Genomic DNA, 25283 nt, shown 5'->3' on the forward strand with positions numbered 1-25283 from the left:
CATGAACGCTCCCAACCTCCAGATCCAGGGTTTCCCGCGCGCCGACGGCCGCAAGGGCATCCGCAACGTCGTGGTCGTGGCCTACCTCGTCGAGTGCGCGCATCACGTGGCGCGCGAGATCACGCTCAACTTCCGCCAGCAGGACGGCGAATCCGAGGTGCACCTCGTCGGCTTCCCCGGCTGCTACCCGAACGAATACGCCGAACGCATGATGCAGGCGATTGCCACGCACCCCAACGTGGGCGCGGCGTTGCTGATCTCGCTGGGCTGCGAAAGCATGAACAAGCGCAAGCTCGAAGAGGCCGTCGCCGCCTCGGGCCGGCCGGCGCACACGCTCACCATCCAGCAGGAAGGCGGCACCCGCAGCACGATCCGCGAAGGCACGGAATGGGTTCACTGGGCGCTGGCCGAACTCGCGCAGCAGCAGCGCGTGCCGATGGCCATGAACGAGCTGGTGGTGGGCACCATCTGCGGCGGCTCCGACGGCACCAGCGGCATCACCGCCAACCCGGCCGTGGGCCGCGCCTTCGACCTGCTGATCGAGCAGGACGCGCGCTGCATCTTCGAGGAAACCGGCGAGCTGATCGGCTGCGAGTTCCACATGAAGCGGCGCGCCGCCACGCCCGAGCTGGGCGAGGCCATCGTCGAATGCGTGAACAAGGCCGCGCGCTACTACAGCACCATGGGCCACGGCAGCTTCGCGCCGGGCAATGCCGACGGCGGGCTCTCGACCATCGAGGAGAAGTCGCTGGGCGCGTACGCCAAGAGCGGCGCCTCGCCGATCAACGGCATCGTCAAGCCCGGCGACGTGCCGCCGCAGGGCGGCCTCTATCTGCTGGACGTTGTGCCCGACGGCGAGCCGCGCTTCGGCTTCCCGAACATCAGCGACAACGCCGAGATCGTCGAGCTCATCGCCTGCGGCGCGCACGTGATCCTGTTCACCACGGGGCGCGGCTCGGTGGTGGGATCAGCGGTGTCACCGGTCATCAAGGTGTGCGCGAATCCCGACACCTACCGCCGCCTGCACGAGGACATGGACGTCGATGCCGGCCGCATCCTCGAAGGGCGCGGCACGCTGCAGGAAGTGGGCAAGGAAATCTTCGACGCGGTGCGCCGCGTGGCCGATGGCGCCGCCACCAAGTCCGAAGCGCTGGGGCATCGCGAATTCATCCTGACCTACAAGGCCTTCGAGCCGCTCGGGCCTTCGTGCCTGCCGCTCGCTCGCGCCGCGTAGTCGCCCCTTTCTTTCCGCCTTGCTTTCATTGGACTTCCGGAGCCCAACGCATTGAACTACCAGTTCGACTTCATGCCCGTGCTCGAGCAGTGGCCGCTGCTGCTCGAAGGCGCGTGGACGACCGTGCAGCTGTCCTTCCTCGCCACCGTGCTGGGCTTCGCGCTGGGCACCGTCTGCGCGCTGGGCCGCAACAGCCGCCACGGCTGGGTGCAGCGCCTGACGGGCGGCTACGTGGAGGCGATCCGCAACACGCCGCTGCTGATCCAGAGCTACTTCCTGATCTTCGGCCTGTCGAGCGCGGGCGTGACGATGCCGATCATGGTGGGCGCGGTGCTCGCGCTGGTGGTGAACATCGGCGCGTACAGCTGCGAGATCATCCGCGCGGGCATCGAGTCGATCCACAAGGGCCAGCTCGAAGCGGCCGAATGCCTCGGCCTCTCGAAGGTGCAGGTGTTCTGGCACGTGATCCTGCGCCCGGCGGTGGAACGCGTATACCCGGCGCTCGCCAGCCAGTTCGTGCTGCTGATGCTGGCCTCCAGCATCATGTCGTCGATCGGCGCGGAAGAGCTCTTCGGCGTGGCCAACCGCATCCAGTCGGACACCTTCCGCAACTTCGAGATCTTCATCGTGCTGTGGGTGGTGTACCTGGCGCTGTCGTATGCGATGCGCCTGGGCTTCTGGCTGCTGGGCATGCTGATCTTCCCGCGCCGGCGCAAGCTCGGCACGCCGCTGTGAGGAGGGCCCGGACATGAAATTCATGCCGGTCGAACACCTCGGCTTTCTCCTGATGGGCGCATGGGGCACGGTGCAGCTCTCGGCGCTGGCCTTCATCGGCGGCGGGCTCATCGGCCTGGCGCTGGCGCTGGCGCGCGTGTCGCCCGTGAAGGCGGTGCGCGTGGCCTCGGCGAGCTACATCCAGGTCATCCAGGGCACGCCGCTGCTGGTGCTGATGGGCGTGTGCTTCTTCGGCCCGAACATCGTCGGCATCGGCTCGGTGCCGGCGCTGGCGGCGGCGGCGCTGGCCATCACCATCTACGCGAGCGCCTTCCTTGCGGAAATCTGGCGCGGCTGCATCCAGTCCGTGCCGCGCAGCCAGTGGGAAGCGGCCGAATGCCTGGCGCTCACGCGCATCGAGCGCATGCGCCGAGTGATCCTGCCGCAGGCGCTGCGCATCGCGACGCCGCCCACGGTGGGCTTCCTGGTGCAGATCATCAAGAACACCTCGATCGCCTCGCTGGTGGTCGGCTACGCCGAGCTTTCCTACAACGCCAAGGTTCTGAACAACTCGACCTTCCAGCCCTTCCTGTATTTCGGCTGCGCGGCGCTTCTTTATTTCGCTCTTTGTTATCCGCTCTCGCGATGGAGTCGCGCCCTTGAAAGGAAGCTCAATGCAGCCCGTGGTTGAACTCAACGACGTCCACAAGCACTTCGGCAAGCTGCATGTGCTCAAGGGCGTGTCGTTCTCGGTGACGCGCGGGCAGGTGGTCGCCATCATCGGCCAGAGCGGCTCGGGCAAGAGCACCGCGCTGCGCTGCATCGACCGGCTGGAGACCATCGACAGCGGCACCATCCAGTGCTGCGGCCACGCGGTGCACGACCCGGCGCTCGAACTTCGCTCGCTGCGCAAGGACGTGGGCATCGTGTTCCAGAGCTACAACCTGTTCCCGCACCTCACGGTGAAGCAGAACATCACGCTCGCGCCGCAGTCGGTGAAGAAGATGAGCGCCTCGGAAGCCGCCGCCATCGCCATGGAAGTGCTCGAGCGCGTGGGCCTGGCGGAGAAGGCCAACTCCTACCCCGAGCAGCTCTCGGGCGGCCAGCAGCAGCGCGTGGCCATCGCGCGCTCGCTCGCGATGAAGCCGCAGCTCATGCTGTTCGACGAAGTCACCTCCGCGCTCGATCCGCAGCTCACCGGCGAAGTGCTGAAGGTGATGGAGAAGCTCGCCTCCGAGGGCATGACCATGATCCTCGTGACGCACGAGATGGCCTTCGCGCGCGGCGTGGCCGACAAGGTCATCTACATGCACCAGGGACTGGTGTGGGAGGAGGGCGACGCCAGCATCCTCAGCAACCCGCAGACGCCCGAGCTGCGCCAGTTCATCGGCACCGGGCTTTGATTTTTTCTTCGTCAGACAACTCCAGGAGACCTTGATGACTTCTTCTCTTTCGCTCAAGCGCCGCGGCGCCCTGCTGTCGGCCCTCGCGCTGGCCCTGCCCCTGGCCTTCGCCGGCGCGGCGCATGCCGACCAGCTCGACACCATCACGGCGGTCAAGAAGATCCGCGTGGCCATCGACCTCGCCGTGCCGCCCTACGGCCTGAAGGACGAAAAGCTCAACGCCACCGGCTCCGACGTCGAGACCGCGCGCCTGCTGGCCAAGAGCCTGGGCCTCGAGCTGGAGATCGTGCCGACCACCGGCGCCAACCGCATTCCCTTCCTGCAGACCGACAAGGCCGACATCGTGATCTCCAGCATGTCGGTCACGCCCGAGCGCGAGAAGGTGGTCGACTTCTCGGTTCCCTACGCCGCCATCCTGGCCGTGGTGGGTGCGCCGAAGAGCATGACGATCACAGGACCGGCCGATCTCGCGGGCAAGAAAGTGATCGCCACGCGCGGCACCACCAACGACCAGGAAGTGACGAAGATCCTGCCGGCCGGCACGCAGATCGTGCGCTTCGACGACGACGCCACCTCCATCACCGCGGTGGTGAGCGGGCAGGCCGACATCTTCGCGACCGCACCGCCGCTGCTCAAAACCATCAACGAGAAGAACCCGGCCAAGCAGATGGAGCCGAAGTTCACCATGAAGGTCAACATGCTGGCCATCGGCATGCGCAAGAACGAGCCGCGCCTGAAGGCGAAGCTCGACGAGTTCGTGAAGGCGCAGCTCAAGAGCGGCGAGCTCAACAACATCTACAAGAAGTTCCACGGCGCCGACCTGCCGGCCGACGTGACACGCAACGCGGGCTGAGCACGATGGCGAAGATCGACCAGGTCGAGATCGCGCAGATCGACATCGCGCCGAAGGTCAAGCGCACCGACGCCATCCAGTCCTTCGTGACGCAGGAGACGGTGATGGTCACCGTGCGCTGCGACGACGGTTCGGCGGGCACGGGCTACACGTACACCATCGGCACCGGCGGCTCGTCCATCGTGGCGCTGCTGAACGACCACCTCGCGCCGCGCCTGATCGGGCGCGACCCGCAGCAGTACGAGGCCATCTGGCGCGACCTGTTCTTCCACACGCACGCCACCGCCGTGGGCGCCATCACCAGCCTCTCGCTGGCGGCCATCGACACCGCGCTGTGGGACCGCAACGCGCGCGCGGCGGGCCTGCCGCTGTGGCGGCTGGCCGGCGGGGCGCAGCAGCGGGTGCCGGTCTACACCACCGAGGGCGGCTGGCTGCACATCGAGCCCGCGCAGTTGGTGGAGCAGACGCTTGCCGCGAAGGCCGACGGTTTTCTCGGCGCGAAGATCAAGGTGGGCAAGCCGCACGTGGCGCAGGACATCGCACGCCTGTCGGCCGTGCGTGAGGCCGTGGGTTCGGACTTCGAGCTGATGGTCGACGCCAACCAGAGCTTCACCGTGGCCGAGGCCATCCGCCGCGCGCGCCAGTACGCGCCGCTGGACCTCGCCTGGTTCGAGGAGCCGATGCCGGCCGAACACGTGCGCGCGCATGCGCAGCTGCTGGCGAGCACCAGCGTGCCGATCGCGGTGGGCGAGTCGATGTACCACCCGTCGCAGTTCGCCGAATACATCCAGCAGGGCGCCTGCTCGATCGTGCAGGCCGACATGGCGCGCGTGGGCGGCATCACGCCGTGGCTCAAGATCGCGCACCTCGCGGAGGCGCACAACATCGCGATGTGCCCGCACTTCCTGATGGAGCTGCACGTGAGCCTGTGCGCGGCGGTGCCGAATGCGCGCTGGGTGGAATACATCCCGCAGCTCGACGACCTGACGACGAGCCGGCTGCGCATCGAGGGCGGCCATGCCGTGGCGCCTGAGACGCCGGGGCTGGGCATCGAGTGGGATGCCGACCAGCTGAAGGCGCGGCGCAAGTTCGCGCCGCTCGTGCTGCGCGGCTGAGTCAGTCGGCTTCGAGCAGGCTGCGCAGCGAGCGCAGGTCGCGCGCAATCCACTGCGCGTCGCGCTCGAAGGCCGCATCGTCCATGTGCGGCTGGCGCAGCAGCGTGAACTGCAGTTCGCAGGCGTCGGGGGCCACGCCGATCACGCGGAACGGCAGGTAGACCTCGGGCACGCCTTCTGGCGCGACCCAGTGGTCGAGCACGCCGAGATCGTTGCGCGGCGCGAAGCGCATGCGCGCCTCGCCGCTCTCGGGCGTACGCACGATCCAGTGGTCGCCGTGCGGCACCAGCGCGCTCTTCGCAAGGCCACTGGCCCAGTCGGGCAGGCGCTTCGGATCGGCCGCCAGCACATAGGCACGGCGCCATTCGCACTGCACGCGCTGCGTGATGACGCGGGACTGCGCGGCGCGGTCTTCATTCGTCGGCTTCATCATCGAAATCGCTCCTCAGCACCCTGGACACGACAGCGCCCGGGAAACCGCGCGCCATCAGGAATCGCATCTGCTTCGCGCGCTCCTTCGCGTCGGCGGGCGGCCCGGCGAAGCGCTGGCGCCACACGGCCGTGGCGCGCTCGACTTCGGTTTCCTGCAGGCCGGCCACCGCCTCGGCGATGGCCTCGGGCGCGATGCCCTTGGCCTGCAGCTCCTGCTTCACCCGCAGCGCGCCCGAACGCGCCGCACGCTGGTTGAGCACCGAAGCCACCACGCGCGGCTCGCTGATGAAGTCCTTGGCCGCCAGCTCGTCGAGCGCCTTCGCCAGCGTGCCGGGCTCTTCCTCGTGCCTGGCCAGCTTGCGCTCCAGTTCGGCGCGCGAATGCTCGCGCTGGCTCAGCAGGCGCAGTGCGCGGCCTTTGAGGGAGGGGGCGTCGAATGCCATTCGGGGGTCGCTCGCGCGGCCCCCCCGGGGAGCCGCGCTCGGTCTTTACTCGCCCTTGTCCGCCTTCGCGGCCTTCTGCGGCTTCTCGGGCGTGGCGTCGGCGTCGGCGGCCAGCAGCGGGATGCCCAGCGACTCGCGCACCTTGTTCTCGATCTCGCGCGACAGCGCGGGGTTTTCGCGCAGGAACTCGCGGGCGTTGTCGCGGCCCTGGCCGATCTTCTCGCCGTTGTAGGCATACCAGGCGCCCGACTTGTCGATGATCTTGGCGTTCACGCCCATGTCGATGATCTCGCCCTCGCGGCTGATGCCTTCGCCGAACAGGATGTCGAACTCGGCCGTCTTGAACGGGGGCGACACCTTGTTCTTCACCACCTTCACCTTGGTTTCGTTGCCGATGGCCTCGTCGCCCTTCTTGATGGTGCCGATGCGGCGGATGTCCAGGCGCACCGAGGCGTAGAACTTCAGCGCGTTGCCGCCGGTGGTGGTTTCGGGCGAGCCGAACATCACGCCGATCTTCATGCGGATCTGGTTGATGAAGATGACCATGCAGTTGGTCTTCTTGATCGTGGCGGTGAGCTTGCGCAGCGCCTGGCTCATCAGGCGGGCCTGCAGGCCGGGCAGCGAGTCGCCCATTTCGCCTTCGATTTCGGCCTTGGGCGTGAGCGCGGCAACCGAGTCGACCACGATCAGGTCGACGGCGCCGGAGCGCACCAGCGAATCGACGATCTCGAGGGCCTGCTCGCCGGTGTCGGGCTGGCTGATCAGCAGGTCCGACAGGTTCACGCCGAGCTTCTGGGCGTATTGCACGTCGAGGGCGTGTTCGGCGTCGACGAAGGCGCAGGTGCCGGCCTGCTTCTGCATGGCGGCGATGACCTGCAGCGTGAGCGTGGTCTTGCCCGACGATTCAGGGCCGTAGATTTCGACCACGCGGCCACGCGGCAGGCCGCCGACGCCCAGGGCGATGTCCAGGCCCAGCGAGCCGGTGGAGACCACCTGGATGTCTTCCAGCGCCTCGCCCTCGCCGAGCCGCATGATGGTGCCCTTGCCGAACTGCTTTTCGATCTGGGCCAGCGCGGCTTGCAGGGCCTTGGCCTTTTCGGTGTTGGCGCCTGCGATGCTCGAACCCTTGACGACTGCGTCCATGTGGAAATCTCCTTGAAAATCAATGGCTTGTGTGTGACTTGATCCATCTGCGTTTAACTACAGGCTGGATGCTTGAACAGTAGTGTAGAGGCTGATGCCTTGGCGTAAACCTGTTTTTTGGTCAGTTTGCTTTACCATTTGACACCATGGCCGAAGCCACTTTTCCCACCGATCCCGATGCCTGGCGCCAGACCCACCTGGGCCGCCTGCTGGGCCACGCCATGCGCCGCTTCGACGAGCGCGTGCTGGAGCTGATGGCGCACGACGTCGACGTACCGCTGGCCCTGTCGAACCTCGCCGCGCGCGCGCAGGTGAGCGCGGCGCACATCCACATCACGCGGCACCTGGCGCGCGAGGGCTCGCGCCTCACGGAACTGGCCGAACGCGCCGGCATGACCAAGCAGGCGATGGGCGCGCTGGTCGACCAGTGCGAGGCCTGGGGGCTGGTCACGCGCGGGCCCGATCCGCTCGACGCGCGGGCGCGGCGGGTGCTCTTCACCGCCGACGGGCTGGCCTGGCTCGACGCCTTCCGCAGCGCGGTGACGCAGGCCGAGAAGGAGTTCCGAAGCAGCGTGGGGGACGAGATCGCCACCGTGGTAACCATCGGACTCGAAGCCTACACAGCGGGCTAGACTCGCCTCAGAGACAAATGTGAACGGCGCCGGCCCGGCGCCCGACATCCGAAACAGGCCGGAGGTGGCGCATGCGGATTCTGATTGCCGAAGACGACCAGGTGCTTGCAGACGCACTGCTGCGCAGCCTGCGCACCTCGGGCGCGGCGGTCGACCATGTGGCGAACGGCTCGCAGGCCGACACCGCGCTCATGACCCACGACGAGTTCGACCTGCTGATCCTCGACCTCGGGCTGCCCAGCCTGCACGGCATCGAGATCCTGAAGCGCCTGCGCGCGCGCGGCTCGCAGCTTCCGGTGCTGGTGCTCACCGCGGCCGACAGCGTGGAGGAGCGCGTCAAGGGCCTGGACCACGGCGCCGACGACTACATGGCCAAGCCCTTCAGCCTGCAGGAGCTGGAAGCGCGCGTGCGCGCCCTCACGCGGCGCGGCATGGGCGCCACCAGCAACACCATCCGCCACGGCCCGCTGGTGTACGACCAGGCCGGCCGCGTCGCCACCATCGACGGCAAGATGATCGAACTGTCGGCGCGCGAACTCGGCCTGCTCGAAGTGCTGCTGCAGCGCGCCGGCCGGCTGGTGAGCAAGGACCAGCTCGTCGACCGCCTGTGCGAGTGGGGCGAGGAAGTGAGCCTCAACGCCATCGAGGTCTACATCCACCGCCTGCGCAAGAAGATCGAGAAGGGCCCGGTGCGCATCGCGACGGTGCGCGGGCTGGGCTACTGCCTCGAGAAGATCCAGAACTGAGCCGGGCGCCCAGTTCACGCACACGCCTCGCTACGACTGCTTCCGCAGGCCGGCCGACAGCGTGGAGCCGTCGCTGGTCCGGATCAGGAACATGATGCTGCGGAAGAAGCCATTGCTGTCGAAGGTCCCCGCGGGCACGAGGCCGATGGCAGCCGGCCCCTTGTAGGGCAGGTCGGTTCTGAGCTTGCAGGCGTCTTTGGCTTCCGTAGCGGCGTTGACCGCGTTCAGGGCAAAACCGTACATGTTCTTGCTCGTGCCGGGCTGTGCCTGCGCGACCGTGCCCGAAATGCTGCAGGTGCCGATCTGCACGCCCACCGTCTTGCCGGTGAACGCCCCTTTGTCGTCGACCTCGATCGTGACGCTGATACCGAAGCTCGTGTCCGTGTTGGCCCACTTGCCGACCACGCTGCCCTGCGTCACCGCGAGCGCGTTCTCCGCGGCATAACCCAGGGGCCCGAAATTCGACGGAGCGCGCGAGCCGTAGGCATAGGTCCCGCTCATTGACTTCTTCGACACGAAGGTGCCTGAGCCCGTGACGGGCGAGGCATCGATGAAGTAGTGCTGCGTATCGGGGTTGAAGGACCAGTCGAGGCCCGCGACCTTGATCGACCCCCACAGCGTGCCGACAACGAACTTCGCGGCCACGGAGCCGTCGGCGCCGACAAAGCCGAGGTTGACCAGCGAGCCGTAGATGCCTTCGCTGTCGTTGCCCACCGCTGCGGTCGAACCGGGCTGGGGCGCGCTCAGCGACGGCAGCGGCTCGCTGCCCGCCACGGGATCGCGGTTCGCGGCTGGTGCAGGCGCTGGCGCGGGCGCCGGTGATGGCGCGGGTGCCGGCGCAGTCGATGGCAGCGGCAACAACGGCATCCCTCCACCGCCTCCTCCGCCACCACCACCACCGCATGCCGTGAGGCCCGCTCCCGCTGCCAGCACGGTCGCGGCAATCCGGAACGGCCGTGGGCAGCCGCCCAATGATTGGGTCTTCATGATTCACTCCCTGAGATTTTTTCGAATTGCAGAAACTGCACGCAGAGACTACAACCGGGCGACCGCGCCGAAGCCCGCAAGACGGTCCGGCGCCACACCACAAAATCACGCCCGGCGGATATTTCTCAACGCCCTCAGGAATCCATCCCTTGAAGCTTTTCCAGCGCGCGCAGCGCTCCCTGTTCGGCGAGATCCTCGACTGGATGCTCACGCCGCTGCTGCTGCTGGTGCCGGTGAGCATCGGCGTCACCTGGCTGGTGGCGCAGGGCATCGCCAACGCGCCCTTCGACCGCGCGCTCGAGCACAACGTGAAGGCGCTGGCCGAACTGGTGACGATGAAGGAAGGGCACGCGCAGTTCGTGCTCTCGCAGTCGGCGCGCGAGATCCTGCGGGCCGACGAGAGCGGCCACGTCTACTACCAGCTGCTCGACGGCTACGACAACCTGCTGAGCGGCGAGCGCGACATCCCTCAGCCCGGCCTCGACGAGCCGCTGCCGCCCGGCCAGGTGTTCCTGCACAACAGCGACGTGCATGGCCAGCCGGTGCGCGTGGCCTCGATGTGGATCGCCAGCGGCGCCGACGACGTGCCGCCCACGCTGCTGCAGCTGGCCGAGACGCGCGAGAAGCAGTCGGTGCTGGCGGCCGAGATCATCAAGGGCGTGCTGCTGCCGCAGTTCGCCATCCTGCCGCTGGCGGTGCTGCTGATCTGGCTGGCGCTGGTGCGCGGCATCAAGCCGCTGTCGGTGGTGGAGGCACGCATCCGCGAGCGGCGCCCGGGCGACCTGAGCCCGCTCGACGAGTCGTCGGTGCCGCTGGAAGTGGTGCCGCTGGTGTCATCGGTCAACGAGCTGCTCGACAAGCTCAACGACTCGATCGGCACTCAGAAGCGCTTCCTCGCCGACGCGGCGCACCAGCTGAAGACGCCGCTCGCGGGCCTGCGCATGCAGGCCGACCTGGCGCAGCGCGAGGGCGCCAACGCCGACGAGCTGAAGCAGTCGCTCAAGCAGATCGGCCGCGCGAGCAAGCGCGCCACGCACACGGTGAACCAGCTGCTGTCGCTGGCGCGCGCCGAGGGCAACAGCGCCAACGCGCACCACCAGCCCTGCGACCTGGCCAGGCTCACCATCGAGGTGGTGCGCGAGGCGGTGCCGCGCGCCATCGAGAAACGCATCGACCTGGGTTACGACGGCGCCGAGGCCGGCGCGCCGGGCGTGGTGTTCGACGGCAATGCGACGCTGCTGAAGGAGCTGGTGCGCAACCTGGTCGACAACGCGATCAACTACACGCCCTCGACGCCGGAGCGCCCCGGCCTGATCACCGTGCGCGTGCTGGCCGACCCCTTCGGCCAGGTGCTGCTGCTGCAGGTGGAGGACAACGGCCCGGGCATCGCCGAAGCCGACCGCGAACTGGTGTTCGAGCCCTTCTACCGCGTGCTCGGCAACGAGGCCGATGGCTCGGGGCTGGGCCTGCCGATCGTGCGCGAGATCGCGAACCAGCATCGCGCGCAGGTGAAGCTGGAGGACGCGCATCCGGGCAAGCAGCCGCCGGGGGCGCTCTTCACGGTGCGCTTCGAGGGCGAGGCGGCGCAGCCCTGATCCGGGAGATCAGGGCGCGGGCGCGCCCGTTGTCTTCGCTTCCTTGCGGATCTGCAGCCATTCGGGATGGATCTGGCGCGCCACGCGCTGCGGCTCGCGTTCGCCGAGCGCAGCCGGCGCCAGGCCGAAGCCTGCAAGATCGCCGCGCGCCCACAGGAAATAGCCGGCATTGGCCAGCAGCAGTACGACGAGGAGCAGGCGCAGCTTCATACGCTCAGAAGCTCATGCCACGAGGGCGCACGCTCACTTCGTCGCTGGAGACCAGCTGCAGGCCGGCGTCGGTGCGTACCTGCAGCTCGCCGCCCCAGGCCACGCCTTCGCACAGGCCGGCGGTGCCGTCGCTGAGCGTCACCTCGCGACCGCGCAGCACGTCGCGTGCGGCAAAACGCTCGGCGAAGGGCGCGAAGCCGCGGGCTTCGAAGTCGAGCACCGTGCGCACCAGCGGCAAGACCATTTCGCCCAGCACCTCGGGCGCGCTGACGTCCGGACGCCACTGGTGCACCCAGGCCGGCGGCGTGCGCATGCCGTCGGCCTCGCGCGCGCCGATGTTCACGCCGATGCCGATCACGAGGTAGCGCGATGCATCGGGCCGGCCATTGGCGGGCAATGCGGTCTCGACGAGGATGCCGACCAGCTTGCGATCGTTGACCCACACGTCGTTGGGCCACTTGAGGCCGACCTTCTGCGCGCCGGAAGGATCGAGGCTTTCTGCAACGCTGACACCCACGGCCAGCGAGAGCCCCGACCAGTCGGCCGGCGCCAGCGGCAAGCCCAGCGAGAACATGAGCGAGGCCGATTCCTGCTGCCGCGCGTCGCTGCTCTGCCAGGGCCGCCCCATCCGGCCGCGCCCGGCCGTCTGGCGCTCGGTAACGAGCAGCACGGGCTCGACGCGACCGGCACGCGCCCGGCGCATCAGCTCGGTGTTGGTGGAGTCGATCTCGGCCACGGCCTCGACCGCGAAGCCGGGCAGCAGCGGGGCGACCGCCGCGGCGATCCGGTCCTGGAACCAGTCGGCCGTGCTGCTGTTGTTCATCGGTCAGTCCTTGGCGGACTTGTCCTTCTTCGCGGATTTCTTCTTCGCTTTTTTTACGGCCTTCTTCTCAGCCTTTTTTTCCGCCTTCTTGGCTTCCTTCTTCTCGGCCTTCTTCTTTTCGGCCTTTTTCTTCGCCTTCTTCTTTTTCTTCTTCTCTTCGTCCTCATCCTTGGGTGTCAGCAGCGTGCCACGGCACTGCTCGGAGCCGCACCAGCAAGGAAATTCGGAAAGGAGTTTCGGCGTGTACGGCTCGTCGATGATCAGGCCGTAGTCGTAGTTGAGTTCTTCGCCGGCGACGATGTTGCGCAGCGCCTTGATATAAACGCGCCCATCGACCTCGTCGGCTTCGCAGTTCGGCTCGCACGAGTGGTTGATCCAGCGTGCATCGTTGCCCTTGACGTTGCCGTCGATCACGCGGCCGTCGTCGATGTGGAAGTAGAAAGTGTGGTTCGGCTGGCTCGGGTCGTGCGGATGGCGGCGCAGCGCCTCCTTCCAGTTGATGACCTCGCCCTTGTATTCGATCAGCGTTTCGCCTTCGGCCAGGTCCTGCACGGCGAACACGCCGTTGCCGTGGACGTCGGAGCGCCGCATCTGGATGCGGCGGCGGCCGGAACGCTCCTTGGCGGCGGGCTTCGCATCAGCCTCGGGGAGTGCGGTGGCTTGCGTATCACGACCGGCCGGAAGTGGGGATTTGGAAGGCATCGCCGAAGTCTGTTAGTTTGAATATGCACACATGCGTGTGCGCGCGTGCGCACGCGGGAAGCCGCAGATTGTATGTGGCCCCCACGCTCCCGCACTGCGTGTCGCCGCTGCCCCCCGAGGGGGCCGCAGGCCGCCTTGGGGCGGCCCGGCGCCGGCCTGAATTTTTTAGGAACTGTTGATGAAGACGTTGGTAATCGCAGAAAAGCCGTCGGTGGCGCAGGACATCGTCCGCGCCCTCACGCCGGTGGCAGGGAAATTCGACAAACATGACGAGCATTTCGAGAACGACAGCTATGTCGTGACCAGCGCTGTCGGTCACCTGGTCGAGATCCAGGCGCCCGAGGAGTTCGACGTCAAGCGAGGCAAGTGGAGCTTCGCCAACCTGCCGGTGATCCCGCCGCACTTCGACCTCAAGCCGGTCGACAAGACCAAGACGCGCCTGAACGCGGTGGTCAAGCAGGCCAAGCGCAAGGACGTGACGCAGCTCATCAACGCATGCGACGCGGGGCGCGAGGGCGAGCTGATCTTCCGGCTCATCGAGCAGTACGCCGGCGGCAAGTCGGGCCTGAACAAGCCGGTCAAGCGGCTGTGGCTGCAGTCGATGACGCCGCAGGCCATCCGCGACGGCTTCGACGCGCTGCGCACCGAGAAGCAGATGCAGGGCCTGGCCGACGCCGCGCGCTCGCGCTCGGAGGCCGACTGGCTGGTGGGCATCAACGGCACGCGCGCCATGACCGCATTCAATTCGCGCGACGGCGGCTTCTTCCTCACGACCGTGGGCCGCGTGCAGACGCCGACCCTCTCCGTGGTGGTGGAGCGCGAGGAGCAGATCCGCAAGTTCGTCTCGCGCGACTACTGGGAAATCCACGGCACCTTCGCGGCCGAAGCCGGCGAGTACCCGGGCAAGTGGTTCAACCCCGATTGGAAGAAGGCCAACGCGCCGCTGCTTGCCAACGGCGAGCCCGACCCCGAGCAGCGCGCCGACCGTGTGTGGAACGAGCAGGAAGCCCGCGCCATCGCCGACGCCTCGCGCGGCAAGCCCGCCACCGTCACGGAAGAGAGCAAGCCCACCACGCAGGCTTCGCCGATGCTGTTCGACCTGACCTCGCTGCAGCGCGAGGCCAACGGCCGCTTCGGCTTCAGCGCCAAGACCACGCTCGCGCTGGCGCAGAGCCTGTACGAACGCCACAAGGCGCTGACCTACCCGCGTACCGATTCGCGCGCGCTGCCTGAAGACTACCTGCCGGTGGTCAAGCAGACCATGGGCATGCTCGCCAACAGCGGCATGAAGCACCTGGCGCCCTTCGCCCAGCAGGCGGTCGACGGCAACTACGTGAAGCCCAACAAGCGCATCTTCGACAACGCGAAGGTGTCGGACCACTTCGCCATCATCCCGACCCTGCAGGCGCCCAGCGGCCTGAGCGAGGCCGAGCAGAAGCTCTACGACTTCGTGGTGCGACGCTTCATGTCGGTGTTCTTCCCGAGCGCCGAATACCAGGTGACCACGCGCATCAGCACGGTGGAGCAGGGCGGCAGGAAGTACCCCTTCCGCACCGACGGCAAGGTGCTGGTGAAGCCGGGCTGGCTCGCCATCTACGGCAAGGAAGCCCAGGACGACGAGAAGGAAGACGACAAGGACGGCAAGCGCCTCGTGCCGGTGAAGCCGGGCGAGATCGTGAAGGCCGAGTCGGTCGACACCAAGGGCCTGAAGACGCGCCCGCCGGCGCGCTACTCCGAAGCCACGCTGCTCGGCGCCATGGAAGGCGCGGGCAAGACCATCGACGACGACGAGCTGCGCGAAGCCATGCAGGAGAAGGGCCTGGGCACGCCAGCCACGCGCGCGGCCACCATCGAAGGCCTGATCACCGAGAAATACATGCTGCGCGAGGGCCGCGAGCTGATTCCGACAGCCAAGGCCTTCCAGCTCATGACGCTGCTGCGCGGCCTGGGCGTGGAGGAACTCTCCAAGGCCGAGCTGACCGGCGAGTGGGAATACAAGCTCGCGCAGATGGAAAAGGGCGCGCTCAGCCGCGACGCCTTCATGCGCGAGATCGCCGAGATGACGGAGCACATCGTCAAGAAGGCCAAGGAGTACGACCGCGACACCGTGCCGGGCGACTACGCCACCCTGCGCACGCCGTGCCCCAACTGCGGCGGCATCGTGCGCGAGAACTACCGCCGCTACGCCTGCACCGGCAAGAGCGGCACGGGCGAGGACGCCTGCGGCTTCTCGTTCGGCAAGTCGCCGGCCGGGCGCACCTTCGAGGTGGCCGAGGCCGAGGCGCTGCTGCACGACAAGCACATCGGCCCGCTGGAAGGCTTCCGCTCCAAGGCCGGCTGGCCCTTCACCTCCGAGATCGTCATCAAGTACGACGAGGAAGCGAAGAACTGGAAACTGGAGTTCGACTTCGGCGACGACAAGAACGAGGACAGCGGCGAGATCGTCGACTTCAGCGAGCAGGACACCGTGGGCCCCTGCCCGGTGTGCGGCGCGCCGGTGTTCGAGCACGGCAGCAACTACGTCTGCGAGAAGTCGGTGCCGACCAACTCGCAGCCCACGCCGAGCTGCACCTTCAAGACCGGCAAGATCATCCTGCAGCAGCCGGTGGAGCGCGCGCAGATGGAAAAGCTGCTCGCCACCGGCAAGACCGACCTGCTCGACAAGTTCGTGAGCATGCGCACGCGCCGTGCCTTCAAGGCCTTCCTGACCTGGAACGCCGAGGAGGGCAAGGTGACCTTCGAGTTCGCGCCGCGCGAGGGCGGCAGCAAGTTCCCGCCGCGCAAGACCTTCGGCAAGGCCGCGCCCGCGGGCAAGACGGCCGCTGCAAAGAAGGTGGCGGCGAAGAAGACGCCCGCCGCCAAGAAGGCCCCGGCCGCGAAGAAGGCCGCCGCGCCGCGCAAGCCCGGCGCGGGCCTGAAGCCCAGCGACGCCCTGGCGGCGGTGATCGGCAACGAGCCGGTCGCGCGCACCGAGGTGGTGAAGAAGCTCTGGGACTACATCAAGGCCAACGGCCTGCAGGACGCGGCCAACAAGCGCGCGATCAACGCCGACGCCAAGCTCAAGCCGGTGTTCGGCAAGGACCAGGTGACGATGTTCGAACTCGCGGGCATCGTGGGCAAGCACCTCTCGGCTCCCTGATCCATGCTGCGCAGACACTTCGCCACGGGTGTGGCGCTGGCCACGCTGGCCGCAGCGGTGCTCGGCGGCGCGGGCCTGGCGCACGCCGCCGCGTGGCCCGACAGGCCGGTCAAGCTGGTGGTGCCCTTCCCGCCGGGGCAGGCCACCGACATCTTCGCCCGCGCGCTGGCCGAGCAGCTCGGCAGGCGGCTGGGCCAGCCGGTGGTGGTCGACAACAAGGCCGGCGCCGGCAGCAACATCGGCACCGAGTTCGTGGTGCGCTCCCAACCCGACGGCTACACGCTGGTGGTGGCGGGCAGTGCGATGGCGGTGAACCAGACGCTCTACGCCAAGCCGGGCTTCGACCCGCGCAAGGACCTGGTCGGCATCTCGCTGGTCGCCAAGGTGCCGCTGGTGTTCCTCGCCACGCCCGAGAGCGGCATCCGCACGCTGGCCGAGCTCACCGCGCGCGCCAAGGCCGAGCCCGGCCGGCTGAGCTACGCGAGCGCCGGCATCGGCGGCACGCAGCATCTGTCGGGCGAGATGTACAAGGCGGCGGCGCATGTGTTCGTCACGCACATTCCGTACCGGGGCAGCGGCCCGGCGCAGTCGGACTTCCTGGGCAACCAGGTACCGCTGATGATCGACTCGGTGACGGCCGCGCTGCCGCACATCAAGTCGGGCCGGGCAGTGCCGCTGGCCGTCACTTCGGCCACGCGCTCCTCGCAGCTGCCCGACGTGCCCACCGTACGCGAAAGCGGCGTGGCGGGCACGAAGAACTTCGAGGCCGTGGGCTGGCTCGGCCTGATGGCGCCGCGCGGCACGCCGCCCGAGATCGTCGAAAAGCTCAACCGCGAGGTGACGGACATCCTGAAGAGCGAGCAGATGGCGCGCTTCATCCGCGAGCGCGGCGCCGAGCCCGCACCGACGACGCCGGTCGAGCTTGACCGCTTCGTGGCGAGCGAGATCGGCGTGTGGGGTGCGGCGGTGAAGGCCTCGGGCGCCAAGCCCGAGTAAGGGCAGGCTGCGCCAACAACCCTGACGGCGCCGGGTGTGCTGTTACAGGCCGCTTTACGCGGCCGGCCTATAGTGGCCCCGGTCCAACCATCCAGGAGATTCCGTTGAAGTCGTCTTTCATCGCCGCCGCGTTCGCGATCGCAATGGGGGTGCTGGCATCGGGTTGCGCCGGCACGGGTTCGGCTGGCAACGCAGGCCCCTCAGCCGCGTCTTCGTCCAGCGGCAGCGGCGTCACGGTGTTCGGCACCATCGACGCCAGCGTCAGCGGTTCCAGGAACAGCAGCTCGCGCTGATCAGGCCACGCCCGCCAGGTAACCATGCAACGCGGCACGCAGCTGCCGTGACAGCGCCTGCAGGTCGGGCCGCCCGCCCGTGCCGATGTGCAGGTGCGCGAACAGCCCGTAGATGATGGTCTGGCACACGCGGGCGACTTCCTTCTTCTGGCAGTCCGGCGACAGGTCAATGGCCGCGTCGAGCACTCCCACCCATTCGGCCACGAAGCGGTCGTACATCTTGCGGTAGGCCTCGGGGCCCGAGAGATGCCGCTCCAGCAGGTAGTGCGCGCCCCAGGCCAGCGGCTGCGCGCGGTGCGCCTCCAGTTGCGCGTCGATCACCGCATCGACGATCTCCGCGAGCGGCCGGCCCGCGTGCGCGGCGACGGCCTCGCGCATGTCCAGCAGCAGAGCCTTGGAGCGCAGGTGCAGGCACACGCGCGCCAGGTCTTCCTTGTTCTCGAAGTATTCGTAGAAGCTGCCGAGCCCCGTGCCCGCCACGGACACGATCTCGCGGATGGTGATGGCGGCAAAACCCTTCTCGACCAAAAGCCGAACAAAGGCTTCCTGCAGCGCCTGCGAGGTGTGGCGCGCGCGGGACTGGCGCGGCTTTCTCCTCGGGGCGGCGGCTGCGCGGGAGGCGGCCATCAGCGCAGCCGAACCCGAACACCTCGGGGGCGGGTTGTTCCTAGAATTTTTTGACCCATCGAACGGCATTCTGCAATGGCTCAAGACGACATCGATCCGGACGTTTCCCCCCCCTCTGTCTACACCGTGCAGGGCGACGACACCTGGCTGCCGAGCGAACTCTCGCGCGGCCCCTGGGACCCGCGCGCGCAGCACGGCGGTGCGCCCTGCGCACTGCTCGCGTACGTAGCCGAGCGGGCCGCGCCCGGTCCCGGCTGGCAGCTGGCGCGCCTCACCACCGAACTGGTGAAGCCGGTGCCCGTGGCGCCGCTGACCACGCGCGCGCAGGTGCAGGCTTCGCGCTCCACGGTGCGCGTGGGCATCGACCTGTTCGCCGGCGAGGTGCTGGTGGCGCGGGCGAATGCCCTGCTGCTGGCGCAACAGCCGCTGGCGCTGCCGCCCGACCTGCCCGGCTGGCCACGGCGGCAGATGCTGCCGCTGCCGCGCGACTGCAAGGAGCCCGTGCGCATTCCGGGGCTGCCAAGGGGCGTGTCGTTCTACGGCACGGCCATGGAGACGCGCGTCGCCGAAGGCGACCCCACCCGACCGGGCCCGTGCGGCGCATGGTTCCGCCTCGCGGTGCCGCTACTGCACGGCACGGCCACATCGCCCGCGATGCGCGCGGCGGCCGCCGCCGACTTCGGCAACGGCCTGAGCTGGGTGCTGCCGGCCGAGCGCTACCTGTTCACCAACGCGGACATGAGCATGAACCTGTTCCGCGTGCCGCAGGGCGAGTGGATCGGCGTGAGCTCGGCCACAGAGGCCCACGGCGGCGGCGCGGGCCTCGTCGTGTCCCATCTCTACGACGAGAGCGGCCCCATCGGCATCGCCACCCAGACGCTGGTGCTGCGCGAGCGGCGCCCCGAAGCCTGAGCCTTCATCCGGAAGAAACGACCATGACCACCACCGGCATCCACCCCGACAACCAGGTCCCCGAGCTCAAGGACTACAACGTCTACACCAGCGACCCCACGCTGCGCGCCTCTGTGGCACGCGGCGGCGCCGCCTGGCGCGACGACGAACTGGTGCGCCAGGGCGCGGAGTACGGCGCCGAGGCCACGCTGCGCGCCGCGGAAGACGCCAACCACCACGAGCCCGAGCTGCACACCCACTCGCGCATCGGCGAGCGCATCGACCAGGTGAGCTTCCATCCCGCGTGGCACACGATGATGACCATCGCCCGGCGCAACGGCATCGCCAACCTGCCGTTCTTCGACGAGCGGCCCTCGGCCTGGGTGGGCTATGGCGCCTCGCTCTACATGCACAGCCAGATCGAGTCGGGCTCGACCTGCCCGACCACCATGACCAAGGCCTGCATCCCGGTCGTGCGCCGCAACGCAGCGCTGTACGCCGCGCTGCGCGACAAGCTCGCGTCGAACGAGCACGATGCGCGCGACATTCCGCTCGAGGGCAAGACCTCGATCACCGTCGGCATGGGCATGACCGAGAAGCAGGGCGGCAGCGACGTGCGCACGAACACCACGCGCGCTGTGCCTGCGGGCAGCGGGCCGTGGGGCGACGAATTCCTCATCACCGGCCACAAGTGGTTCTTCTCGGCGCCGATGTGCGACGGCCACCTGGTGCTGGCCAAGACCGACGAGCACGGCTCCTCCTGCTTCTTCGTGCCGCGCTGGCGGCCCGACGGCGGCAAGAACGCGATCCACATCCAGCGGCTGAAGGACAAGGTGGGCAACCGCTCCAACTCGAGCAGCGAGGTCGAGTTCAAGGACGCCTGGGGCGTGCTCGTGGGCGAGGAGGGCCGCGGCATCCCGACCATCATCGAGATGGCGACCGTGACGCGGCTGGACTGTGCGCTGGCCAGCGCCGGCTTCATGCGCCAGGCCTTCGCGCAGGCGCTGCACTACGCGCGCAACCGCCACGTCTTCGGCAAGGCACTGGCCGACCAGCCGGTGATGACCGCGTTGCTGGCCGACATGGCGCTCGAATCGCAGGGCGCCACGCTGCTGGCGATGGGGCTGGCCTCGCGCTTCGGCTCCACGGCACCGCTGGACACGGCCTGGCGCCGGCTGCTCACGCCCGCCGCGAAGTTCTGGAACTGCAAGCGCGCGGTGGCGCTCACCGGCGAGGCGATGGAAGTCTTCGGCGGCAACGGCTATGTGGAAGAGGGCCCGATGGGGCGGCTCTTCCGCGAGGCGCCCGTCAACTCGATCTGGGAAGGCTCGGGCAACGTGATGTGCCTGGACGTGCTGCGCGCCGTCTCGCGCAACCCCGACGATGTGCACCTCGTGCTCGACCAGTTGCAGGGCATCGCCACCGGCGAGCCCCGCGTGCTCGATGCGCTGCAGGCCGTGCGCCGGATGACGCAGCTGCCGCCCCAGGAGCTGGAACAGCAGGCTCGCCGCTTCACGCAACGGCTGGTGCTGGCCGCGCAGGCCTGCCTGATGCTGGAGCACGCGAGCGCCGAGGAATCGGCCGCCTTCATGTCCAGCCGCTTCGACGCCGACTGGGGGCCGGTGACCGGCATCAGCGCCGGTACTTCCGATCCGGCGGCTCTGTTGCGCGCCGCCTGGCGCTGACTGAAACGCCCGCTTCCGGTGGTCGAAAATCGCGCGCATGACCATTGCGGCGCAATCCGGGCCCCTTGACCGGGCGTACTTCAACCTCGTCGTCGTTCGCGCCCCCTTGAGCGAGGTGACCCGCGCCTTCGACGACCATCCCCCCATGAAGGTGAAGGTGGCGGCCACGCCGTTCGTCTTCCCATCCCAGTCGTACAGCGGGGAAGGCTCCACCATGCTGCTATGGGTGCCGGAAGCCGCCCCGCACCTCACGGCGTTCATGCCGCACGCCGCGTCGAGCGACTACTTCTTTCGCTCGTACTGCACCCAGTTCCTGTTCGACGTCGCCGAGGCGCGAAGCGCCTCGCAGCAGGCGGAAGACCCGATCAACTCGTTCGAGGTCGATGCGGACGGCAAGCCGAGGCGCACGGTGCGTGTGATGAAGGACGATCGCTGGGACTTCTTCCAGGAAGGCACCCCGCTCGGGTTCGAGCAGACCGAGCGCTATGCATCGAGGCTGGTCAGGGATCGCCTGACGCGGGACATGGTGCTCGACTACCTGGAAGCCTGGGGCGCGCCTGTTCGCAACGAGGCTTTCTGGAAAACGAACGTGCCGGCCGCCACCTTCGTGAGCCGGGCCTAGCCCGCGGGCTTCTTCTTCAGCGCCGCAGCAGCGCCTGCCGCAGCACGCGGGCGGCGCGGTCGCGGATCTTGCCGGAGCCGGAGCGCGGCGTGGTCTTGGGCGCGACCTTGGCGGTGGCGCAGGCCCACAGGAAGTCATGCAGGATCGGCGTGTCGTCCACGGTCTCGGTGCTGCCGTACTTGTGGAACTCCGGGTGCCACTGGGTCGCCGAGATATAGCTGCGGCCCTTCTCGGGGCGGCGGCGGATGGCCTCGGGCACGCGGTCTGGCAGGCTCCATGCCTCGACCTCGAAGCCCGGCGCGAGGCCCTTGATGCCCTGGTGGTGGATGCTGTTGACGCGCGCGGTGCGCACCTCGGGGTAGAGCTTCGACAGCCGCGTGCCTTCCACGATCTCGATCTGGTGGAAGTTCTGGTCGTAGGTCACCGGGTCGCGGTGCTTCAGCGTCTGGGGGTGGCCGTGCTGCTCCTCGATGTCCTGGTAGAGCGTGCCGCCGAAGGCCACATTGATGAGCTGCAGCCCCCGGCACACGCCGAAGATGGGCTTGCCGGCCTGCTCGAAGGCTTCGACCAGCGCCAGGTCGTAGAGGTCGCGGATGCGGTCGCCGATCCAGGCGTCCTTCAGCGGCACCTCGCCGTAGCTGCCGGGCCAGACGTCGGCGCCGCCGTGCATCACGACGCCGTCGAGCCATTCGGCGTAGTGCGACAGCTTGGTGTCGCCGCGCGCGGTCTCGCCGGTGGGGCAGGGCACCATCACGACCATGGCGCCGGCGGACATGAGCCAGTGCGCGATCGACTGCTCGACGTACTGCAGCGTCTTGTTGGTGAAGAGCGAGCGGGCCGGGTCGGCATGCGAGAAGCAGGCGGACAGGCCGATCTTGAGCCTGGCGGAAACAGGTTGTGTCATCGCGGGACTGTCGTCGGTGGGAACCGGACGGGTGATGCGAAAAGGAAAGTCCATTTTGGCTCGTTGGCCTCTCGCACGGGGTCGGACGACACGCCAAGTATGCTTTCAACGCCGCCCCAACGAATAAGGAAGACAAGCCGATGAAAACCATCAAGGGCCCCGCCATTTTCCTGGCCCAGTTCGCGGGAGACACCGCTCCCTTCAACACCCTCGACGGCATCGCCGGCTGGGCCGCCGGCCTGGGCTACAAGGGCGTGCAGATCCCGAGCTGGGACGCGCGCCTGTTCGACCTGAAGAAGGCGGCCGAGAGCAGGACCTACTGCGACGAGGTGAAGGGCACGCTGGCGAGCCACGGCCTGCAGATCACCGAGCTCTCGACGCACCTGCAGGGCCAGCTGGTGGCGGTGCATCCGGCCTATGACGCGGGCTTCGACGGCTTCGCGGCGCCCGAGGTGCGCGGCGACCCGGTGCGGCGGCAGCAGTGGGCCGTCGAGCAGCTGCACCTTGCGGCGAAGGCCTCGGCCAACCTCGGGCTCACGGCGCACGCGACCTTCTCGGGTGCGCTGGCCTGGCCCTACCTGTACTCGTGGCCACCGCGCCCGCCGGGCCTGATCGAGGAAGCCTTCGACGAACTCGCGCGCCGCTGGCGGCCCATCCTGGACGCCTTCGACGCCGTGGGCGTGGACGTCGGCTACGAGATCCACCCCGGCGAAGACCTGCACGACGGCGTGAGCTACGAGATGTTCCTGGAGCGCGTGAACAACCACCCGCGCGCCTGCCTGCTGTACGACCCGAGCCACTTCATGCTGCAGCAGCTCGACTACCTGGCCTACATCGACCACTACCACGAGCGCATCAAGATCTTCCACGTGAAGGACGCCGAGTTCAATCCGACCGGCAAGCAGGGCGTGTACGGCGGCTTCCAGAGCTGGATCAACCGGGCAGGGCGCTTCCGCTCGCTGGGCGACGGTCAGGTGGACTTCAAGGCCATCTTCTCGAAGATGGCGCAGTACGACTTCCCCGGCTGGGCGGTACTGGAGTGGGAGTGCTGCATCAAGCACCCGGAAGACGGCGCACGCGAGGGCGCGAAGTTCATCGCCGACCACATCATCCGCGCGGCGGACCGGGCCTTCGACGACTTCGCGGCGGGCGGCGTGGACGTGGCGGCCAACAAGCGGATGCTGGGGATCGGCTAGCCCGTCGACCGGATCGCGTCGTCGAGTATCTCGAGCCCCCGGTCGAGTTCTGCGGCGCTCACGTTCAGCGGCGGCGCGATGCGCCACACCGCCGCCATGCCGCCGACGGACACGATGTTCATGCTCAGGCCGCGCTCCATGCAGGCTTCGGTGATGGCCCGGCCGCGAACGGCGTCGGGCTCGCGGGTCTCGCGGTCCTTCACGAGCTCGACGCCCTGCAGCAGGCCGTGGCCGCGCACGTCGCCGATCACTTCGTGCCGCGCCTTCAGCGTCTCCAGGCCCTGGCGCAGCCGCTTGCCCATCTCGGCCGCGCGCCGGGCGAGGTCTTCTTCCTCCAGCACGTCGAGCACCGCCATCGCAACTTCGGCCGGCAGCGGGTCGGAGACGTGCGAGGTGACGTGCACGAAGCCCTTGTCGTGGCAGTCCTGCTCGATGGCCTCGCTGGTGATGGCCGCGCCGATGGCCACGCCACCGCCCAGCGTCTTCGACACGGTGAGGATGTCAGGCACCACATCGGCCTGTTCGAAGGCGAAGTTGGCGCCCATGCGGCCGAAGGCGGTCTGCGCCTCGTCGAGGATCAGCAGCATGCCGCGCTCGCGGCACTTCTCCTTGAGCTTCGGAAAGTAGCCATTGGGCGGCACGATCACGCCGCCCGAGCTGAGCACCGGCTCGGCGATGAAGGCGGCGAGCGAGCCGCTGGATTGCGCGTCGACCATGTCGAAGCCCACGTCCAGGCAGGTGGTGTCGCAGGCGTCGCGGCAGTGCCGCACCGGGCAGCGGTAGCAGTTGGGCGCCGGAATCGACATGGTGCCGGGCTTGCGCGGCCCGTAGTCGACGTGGTGCCGGCCGGCGAAGGTGAGCGAGGCGATGCCGCCGGTCACGCCGTGCCAGCCGCCGTTCAGGCCCACGATCTCGTAGCGGCCGGTGGTCACGCGCGCCATGCGCACCGCGGCCTCGTTGGCCTCGCCGCCGGTGGAGAGGAAGATCGATTTCGAAAGAGATGGCGGCAGCATCGAGGCCAGCCGCCCCGCCAGCGCCGGCACGGCCGGCCCGACGAAGCCGCTGTAGAGGTGCAGCGCGCCCTCGCAGGCCTTCTGGATGGCCGCGACGATGCGCGGATGGTTGTGGCCGATGGTGGCGCACATCTGGCCCGAGGTGAAGTCGAGGATCTCGCGGCCGTGCTGGTCCCACAGCGTGGCGCCGCGCGCCTTGACGATCACGTGCGGGCTCAGCCCCATGCCGTAGCGCACGAGGTGCCTGCTCGCCACCGGGTCGTAGGTTGCGCCTTCTGCCATCGGATGCTCCTTGTCGTGGGGAATGCGGCCAGCGTAGCCAGCGGCCGGAGAATCCGGTGTCGTTGTGAGGGCCCCAAAGCGAATCCGATTGCCCGCGCCTTGCGCCACACTGGCGGCACCATGAAAACCGGCACCCTCGATCTCGATCGCATCGACCAGTGCATCCTGGCCGAGCTGCAGGCCGACGCAGGCCTGCAGAACCAGACGCTGGCCGAACGCGTGAACCTCTCGCCCTCGGCCTGCCTCAAGCGCGTGCAGCGGCTGCGGCGCGCGGGCGTGATCCGCGAGGAAGTGGCAATCCTCGACGCGGCGCGCGTGGGCTTTCCGGTGCTGGTGATCTCGCGGGTGGCGCTGCGCAGCACCACGCGCGAGGCGATCCAGGCCTTCGAGCGCAAGGTGCATGCGCTGCCGCAGGTGCTGCAGTGCCACTGCGTGGCGGGAGACACCGACTTCGTGCTCGTGATCTGCGCGCGCTCGCTGCCCGAGTACCAGGCCTTCGCGCAGGAACAGTTGGGCGACGCGCTGGAGCTGGAGAACTATTCGAGCGACGTGGTGCTGTCGACCACGAAGTTCACCACGCAGCTGCCGCTGGACAGGGCCTGA

General features: G+C 68.2%; 27 protein-coding genes. 17 read left to right on the plus strand and 10 right to left on the minus strand.

The genetic code is table 11. The features are described 5' to 3' along the window. The first annotated feature begins 1 nt into the window (after position 1). From EJO71_RS19650 to EJO71_RS19675, 6 genes are read left to right on the plus strand one after another with little or no spacing between them, the layout of a single operon-like run. Positions 2 to 1234, plus strand: coding sequence for a UxaA family hydrolase (locus EJO71_RS19650; protein ID WP_125950345.1), 1233 nt, complete (start codon positions 2 to 4; stop codon positions 1232 to 1234). Positions 1235 to 1285: 51 nt separating this feature from the next. Further along, the gene (locus EJO71_RS19655) at positions 1286 to 1969 is read left to right on the plus strand and encodes an amino acid ABC transporter permease (protein WP_125950344.1); all 684 of its coding nucleotides are present in this window, start codon (positions 1286 to 1288) and stop codon (positions 1967 to 1969) included. 22 nt (positions 1970 to 1991) lie between these two features. Beyond that, positions 1992 to 2639, plus strand: a complete 648-nt coding sequence (locus EJO71_RS19660) for an amino acid ABC transporter permease (RefSeq protein ID WP_125950578.1) — start codon at positions 1992 to 1994, stop codon at positions 2637 to 2639. Next, entirely contained in the window at positions 2623 to 3351 is a 729-nt protein-coding gene (locus EJO71_RS19665; RefSeq protein WP_125950343.1) for an amino acid ABC transporter ATP-binding protein, read from the plus strand. The genes EJO71_RS19660 and EJO71_RS19665 overlap by 17 nt, the downstream gene beginning before the upstream one ends. A 34-nt stretch (positions 3352 to 3385) precedes the next feature. Continuing rightward, complete coding sequence (locus EJO71_RS19670) at positions 3386 to 4204, plus strand: transporter substrate-binding domain-containing protein (RefSeq protein ID WP_125950342.1); 819 nt, start codon at positions 3386 to 3388, stop codon at positions 4202 to 4204. Positions 4205 to 4209: 5 nt separating this feature from the next. Further along, positions 4210 to 5319, plus strand: a complete 1110-nt coding sequence (locus tag EJO71_RS19675) for a mandelate racemase/muconate lactonizing enzyme family protein (RefSeq protein WP_125950341.1) — start codon at positions 4210 to 4212, stop codon at positions 5317 to 5319. Position 5320: 1 nt separating this feature from the next. Here the strand turns inward: EJO71_RS19675 and EJO71_RS19680 are convergent, their stop codons facing one another. Genes EJO71_RS19680 through recA form a run of 3 tightly spaced genes read right to left on the minus strand, consistent with a single transcriptional unit; the run spans position 5321 to position 7337 of the window. Further along, complete coding sequence (locus EJO71_RS19680) at positions 5321 to 5749, minus strand: SRPBCC family protein (RefSeq protein ID WP_240651854.1); 429 nt, start codon at positions 5747 to 5749, stop codon at positions 5321 to 5323. Then, positions 5733 to 6194 carry a recombination regulator RecX gene (gene recX / locus EJO71_RS19685; RefSeq protein WP_125950339.1) on the minus strand — a complete coding sequence of 154 codons (462 nt, stop codon included), beginning with the start codon at positions 6192 to 6194 and terminating at the stop codon, positions 5733 to 5735. Before recX ends, EJO71_RS19680 begins: the two co-directional genes overlap by 17 nt. A 45-nt stretch (positions 6195 to 6239) precedes the next feature. Then, entirely contained in the window at positions 6240 to 7337 is a 1098-nt protein-coding gene (recA, locus tag EJO71_RS19690) for a recombinase RecA (protein WP_125950338.1), read from the minus strand. 146 nt (positions 7338 to 7483) lie between these two features. Here recA and EJO71_RS19695 point away from each other — a divergent pair, with 146 nt between their 5' ends. Both EJO71_RS19695 and EJO71_RS19700 read left to right on the plus strand, forming a co-directional pair. Further along, positions 7484 to 7969 (plus strand): helix-turn-helix domain-containing protein, encoded by a 486-nt coding sequence (locus EJO71_RS19695; RefSeq protein WP_125950337.1) that lies wholly within the window; start codon positions 7484 to 7486, stop codon positions 7967 to 7969. A gap of 71 nt (positions 7970 to 8040) precedes the next feature. Further along, complete coding sequence (locus EJO71_RS19700) at positions 8041 to 8715, plus strand: response regulator transcription factor (RefSeq protein WP_125950336.1); 675 nt, start codon at positions 8041 to 8043, stop codon at positions 8713 to 8715. A 30-nt stretch (positions 8716 to 8745) separates the two neighbouring features. Here EJO71_RS19700 and EJO71_RS34960 read toward each other — a convergent pair whose 3' ends face one another. Next, positions 8746 to 9702, minus strand: a complete 957-nt coding sequence (locus tag EJO71_RS34960; RefSeq protein ID WP_125950335.1) for a hypothetical protein — start codon at positions 9700 to 9702, stop codon at positions 8746 to 8748. A 149-nt stretch (positions 9703 to 9851) separates the two neighbouring features. Between EJO71_RS34960 and EJO71_RS19710 the strand changes: the two genes are divergently transcribed. After that, positions 9852 to 11297 carry a sensor histidine kinase gene (locus tag EJO71_RS19710; protein WP_125950334.1) on the plus strand — a complete coding sequence of 482 codons (1446 nt, stop codon included), beginning with the start codon at positions 9852 to 9854 and terminating at the stop codon, positions 11295 to 11297. Between the two features lie 9 nt (positions 11298 to 11306). Here the strand turns inward: EJO71_RS19710 and EJO71_RS19715 are convergent, their stop codons facing one another. Genes EJO71_RS19715 through EJO71_RS19725 form a run of 3 tightly spaced genes read right to left on the minus strand, consistent with a single transcriptional unit; the run spans position 11307 to position 12921 of the window. After that, entirely contained in the window at positions 11307 to 11507 is a 201-nt protein-coding gene (locus EJO71_RS19715; RefSeq protein WP_125950333.1) for a sporulation protein, read from the minus strand. A gap of 4 nt (positions 11508 to 11511) precedes the next feature. Beyond that, the gene (locus tag EJO71_RS19720) at positions 11512 to 12330 is read right to left on the minus strand and encodes a biotin--[acetyl-CoA-carboxylase] ligase (protein WP_125950332.1); all 819 of its coding nucleotides are present in this window, start codon (positions 12328 to 12330) and stop codon (positions 11512 to 11514) included. A 3-nt stretch (positions 12331 to 12333) separates the two neighbouring features. Beyond that, positions 12334 to 12921 carry an SET domain-containing protein-lysine N-methyltransferase gene (locus EJO71_RS19725; protein WP_125950577.1) on the minus strand — a complete coding sequence of 196 codons (588 nt, stop codon included), beginning with the start codon at positions 12919 to 12921 and terminating at the stop codon, positions 12334 to 12336. A gap of 289 nt (positions 12922 to 13210) precedes the next feature. On the opposite strand from EJO71_RS19725, the gene EJO71_RS19730 reads away from it, so the two are divergent. From EJO71_RS19730 to EJO71_RS19740, 3 genes are all read left to right on the plus strand, one after another. Beyond that, a complete protein-coding gene (locus EJO71_RS19730; protein ID WP_125950331.1) occupies positions 13211 to 16171 on the plus strand; it encodes a DNA topoisomerase III in 2961 nt (986 codons plus the stop codon). Positions 16172 to 16174: 3 nt separating this feature from the next. Then, positions 16175 to 17167, plus strand: a complete 993-nt coding sequence (locus EJO71_RS19735) for a tripartite tricarboxylate transporter substrate binding protein (protein WP_171022506.1) — start codon at positions 16175 to 16177, stop codon at positions 17165 to 17167. A 104-nt stretch (positions 17168 to 17271) separates the two neighbouring features. Then, positions 17272 to 17460 carry a hypothetical protein gene (locus tag EJO71_RS19740; protein ID WP_125950330.1) on the plus strand — a complete coding sequence of 63 codons (189 nt, stop codon included), beginning with the start codon at positions 17272 to 17274 and terminating at the stop codon, positions 17458 to 17460. On the opposite strand, the gene EJO71_RS19745 is transcribed toward EJO71_RS19740, so the two are convergent. After that, the gene (locus tag EJO71_RS19745) at positions 17461 to 18087 is read right to left on the minus strand and encodes a TetR/AcrR family transcriptional regulator (protein WP_164546863.1); all 627 of its coding nucleotides are present in this window, start codon (positions 18085 to 18087) and stop codon (positions 17461 to 17463) included. Between the two features lie 75 nt (positions 18088 to 18162). Between EJO71_RS19745 and EJO71_RS19750 the strand changes: the two genes are divergently transcribed. From EJO71_RS19750 to EJO71_RS19760, 3 genes are all read left to right on the plus strand, one after another. Next, the gene (locus EJO71_RS19750) at positions 18163 to 18999 is read left to right on the plus strand and encodes a thioesterase family protein (RefSeq protein ID WP_125950329.1); all 837 of its coding nucleotides are present in this window, start codon (positions 18163 to 18165) and stop codon (positions 18997 to 18999) included. A gap of 23 nt (positions 19000 to 19022) precedes the next feature. Continuing rightward, complete coding sequence (locus EJO71_RS19755) at positions 19023 to 20663, plus strand: acyl-CoA dehydrogenase family protein (RefSeq protein WP_125950328.1); 1641 nt, start codon at positions 19023 to 19025, stop codon at positions 20661 to 20663. A gap of 106 nt (positions 20664 to 20769) precedes the next feature. Beyond that, on the plus strand, positions 20770 to 21285 hold the full coding sequence (locus EJO71_RS19760) for a hypothetical protein (RefSeq protein ID WP_171022505.1): 516 nt from the start codon (positions 20770 to 20772) through the stop codon (positions 21283 to 21285). A gap of 16 nt (positions 21286 to 21301) precedes the next feature. Here the strand turns inward: EJO71_RS19760 and EJO71_RS19765 are convergent, their stop codons facing one another. Continuing rightward, positions 21302 to 22189, minus strand: a complete 888-nt coding sequence (locus tag EJO71_RS19765) for a type 1 glutamine amidotransferase (RefSeq protein WP_125950326.1) — start codon at positions 22187 to 22189, stop codon at positions 21302 to 21304. A gap of 140 nt (positions 22190 to 22329) precedes the next feature. Between EJO71_RS19765 and EJO71_RS19770 the strand changes: the two genes are divergently transcribed. Further along, entirely contained in the window at positions 22330 to 23385 is a 1056-nt protein-coding gene (locus EJO71_RS19770; RefSeq protein WP_125950325.1) for a sugar phosphate isomerase/epimerase, read from the plus strand. Here the strand turns inward: EJO71_RS19770 and EJO71_RS19775 are convergent. After that, positions 23382 to 24680 carry an aspartate aminotransferase family protein gene (locus EJO71_RS19775; protein ID WP_125950324.1) on the minus strand — a complete coding sequence of 433 codons (1299 nt, stop codon included), beginning with the start codon at positions 24678 to 24680 and terminating at the stop codon, positions 23382 to 23384. The genes EJO71_RS19770 and EJO71_RS19775 overlap by 4 nt on opposite strands. Before the next feature lie 120 nt (positions 24681 to 24800). Here EJO71_RS19775 and EJO71_RS19780 point away from each other — a divergent pair, with 120 nt between their 5' ends. Further along, positions 24801 to 25283 carry an Lrp/AsnC family transcriptional regulator gene (locus EJO71_RS19780; protein WP_164546862.1) on the plus strand — a complete coding sequence of 161 codons (483 nt, stop codon included), beginning with the start codon at positions 24801 to 24803 and terminating at the stop codon, positions 25281 to 25283.

The sequence above is a fragment of the Variovorax sp. 679 genome (genome assembly GCF_003952185.1).
Classification (GTDB): Bacteria; Pseudomonadota; Gammaproteobacteria; order Burkholderiales; family Burkholderiaceae_C; genus Variovorax.

Excerpts from the sequence above, each read along its gene's own strand:
- EJO71_RS19650 (WP_125950345.1), top strand. The coding sequence starts at position 2 with ATGAACGCTCCCAACCTCCAGATCCAGGGTTTCCCGCGCGCCGACGGC.
- EJO71_RS19660 (WP_125950578.1), top strand. The coding sequence starts at position 1,992 with ATGCCGGTCGAACACCTCGGCTTTCTCCTGATGGGCGCATGGGGCACG.
- EJO71_RS19665 (WP_125950343.1), top strand. The coding sequence starts at position 2,623 with ATGCAGCCCGTGGTTGAACTCAACGACGTCCACAAGCACTTCGGCAAG.
- EJO71_RS19670 (WP_125950342.1), top strand. The coding sequence starts at position 3,386 with ATGACTTCTTCTCTTTCGCTCAAGCGCCGCGGCGCCCTGCTGTCGGCC.
- EJO71_RS19675 (WP_125950341.1), top strand. The coding sequence starts at position 4,210 with ATGGCGAAGATCGACCAGGTCGAGATCGCGCAGATCGACATCGCGCCG.
- EJO71_RS19680 (WP_240651854.1), bottom strand. The coding sequence starts at position 5,749 with ATGAAGCCGACGAATGAAGACCGCGCCGCGCAGTCCCGCGTCATCACG.
- recX (WP_125950339.1), bottom strand. The coding sequence starts at position 6,194 with ATGGCATTCGACGCCCCCTCCCTCAAAGGCCGCGCACTGCGCCTGCTG.
- recA (WP_125950338.1), bottom strand. The coding sequence starts at position 7,337 with ATGGACGCAGTCGTCAAGGGTTCGAGCATCGCAGGCGCCAACACCGAA.
- EJO71_RS19695 (WP_125950337.1), top strand. The coding sequence starts at position 7,484 with ATGGCCGAAGCCACTTTTCCCACCGATCCCGATGCCTGGCGCCAGACC.
- EJO71_RS19700 (WP_125950336.1), top strand. The coding sequence starts at position 8,041 with ATGCGGATTCTGATTGCCGAAGACGACCAGGTGCTTGCAGACGCACTG.
- EJO71_RS34960 (WP_125950335.1), bottom strand. The coding sequence starts at position 9,702 with ATGAAGACCCAATCATTGGGCGGCTGCCCACGGCCGTTCCGGATTGCC.
- EJO71_RS19715 (WP_125950333.1), bottom strand. The coding sequence starts at position 11,507 with ATGAAGCTGCGCCTGCTCCTCGTCGTACTGCTGCTGGCCAATGCCGGC.
- EJO71_RS19720 (WP_125950332.1), bottom strand. The coding sequence starts at position 12,330 with ATGAACAACAGCAGCACGGCCGACTGGTTCCAGGACCGGATCGCCGCG.
- EJO71_RS19725 (WP_125950577.1), bottom strand. The coding sequence starts at position 12,921 with ATGCGGCGCTCCGACGTCCACGGCAACGGCGTGTTCGCCGTGCAGGAC.
- EJO71_RS19730 (WP_125950331.1), top strand. The coding sequence starts at position 13,211 with ATGAAGACGTTGGTAATCGCAGAAAAGCCGTCGGTGGCGCAGGACATC.
- EJO71_RS19735 (WP_171022506.1), top strand. The coding sequence starts at position 16,175 with ATGCTGCGCAGACACTTCGCCACGGGTGTGGCGCTGGCCACGCTGGCC.
- EJO71_RS19745 (WP_164546863.1), bottom strand. The coding sequence starts at position 18,087 with ATGGCCGCCTCCCGCGCAGCCGCCGCCCCGAGGAGAAAGCCGCGCCAG.
- EJO71_RS19750 (WP_125950329.1), top strand. The coding sequence starts at position 18,163 with ATGGCTCAAGACGACATCGATCCGGACGTTTCCCCCCCCTCTGTCTAC.
- EJO71_RS19755 (WP_125950328.1), top strand. The coding sequence starts at position 19,023 with ATGACCACCACCGGCATCCACCCCGACAACCAGGTCCCCGAGCTCAAG.
- EJO71_RS19765 (WP_125950326.1), bottom strand. The coding sequence starts at position 22,189 with ATGACACAACCTGTTTCCGCCAGGCTCAAGATCGGCCTGTCCGCCTGC.
- EJO71_RS19770 (WP_125950325.1), top strand. The coding sequence starts at position 22,330 with ATGAAAACCATCAAGGGCCCCGCCATTTTCCTGGCCCAGTTCGCGGGA.
- EJO71_RS19775 (WP_125950324.1), bottom strand. The coding sequence starts at position 24,680 with ATGGCAGAAGGCGCAACCTACGACCCGGTGGCGAGCAGGCACCTCGTG.
- EJO71_RS19780 (WP_164546862.1), top strand. The coding sequence starts at position 24,801 with ATGAAAACCGGCACCCTCGATCTCGATCGCATCGACCAGTGCATCCTG.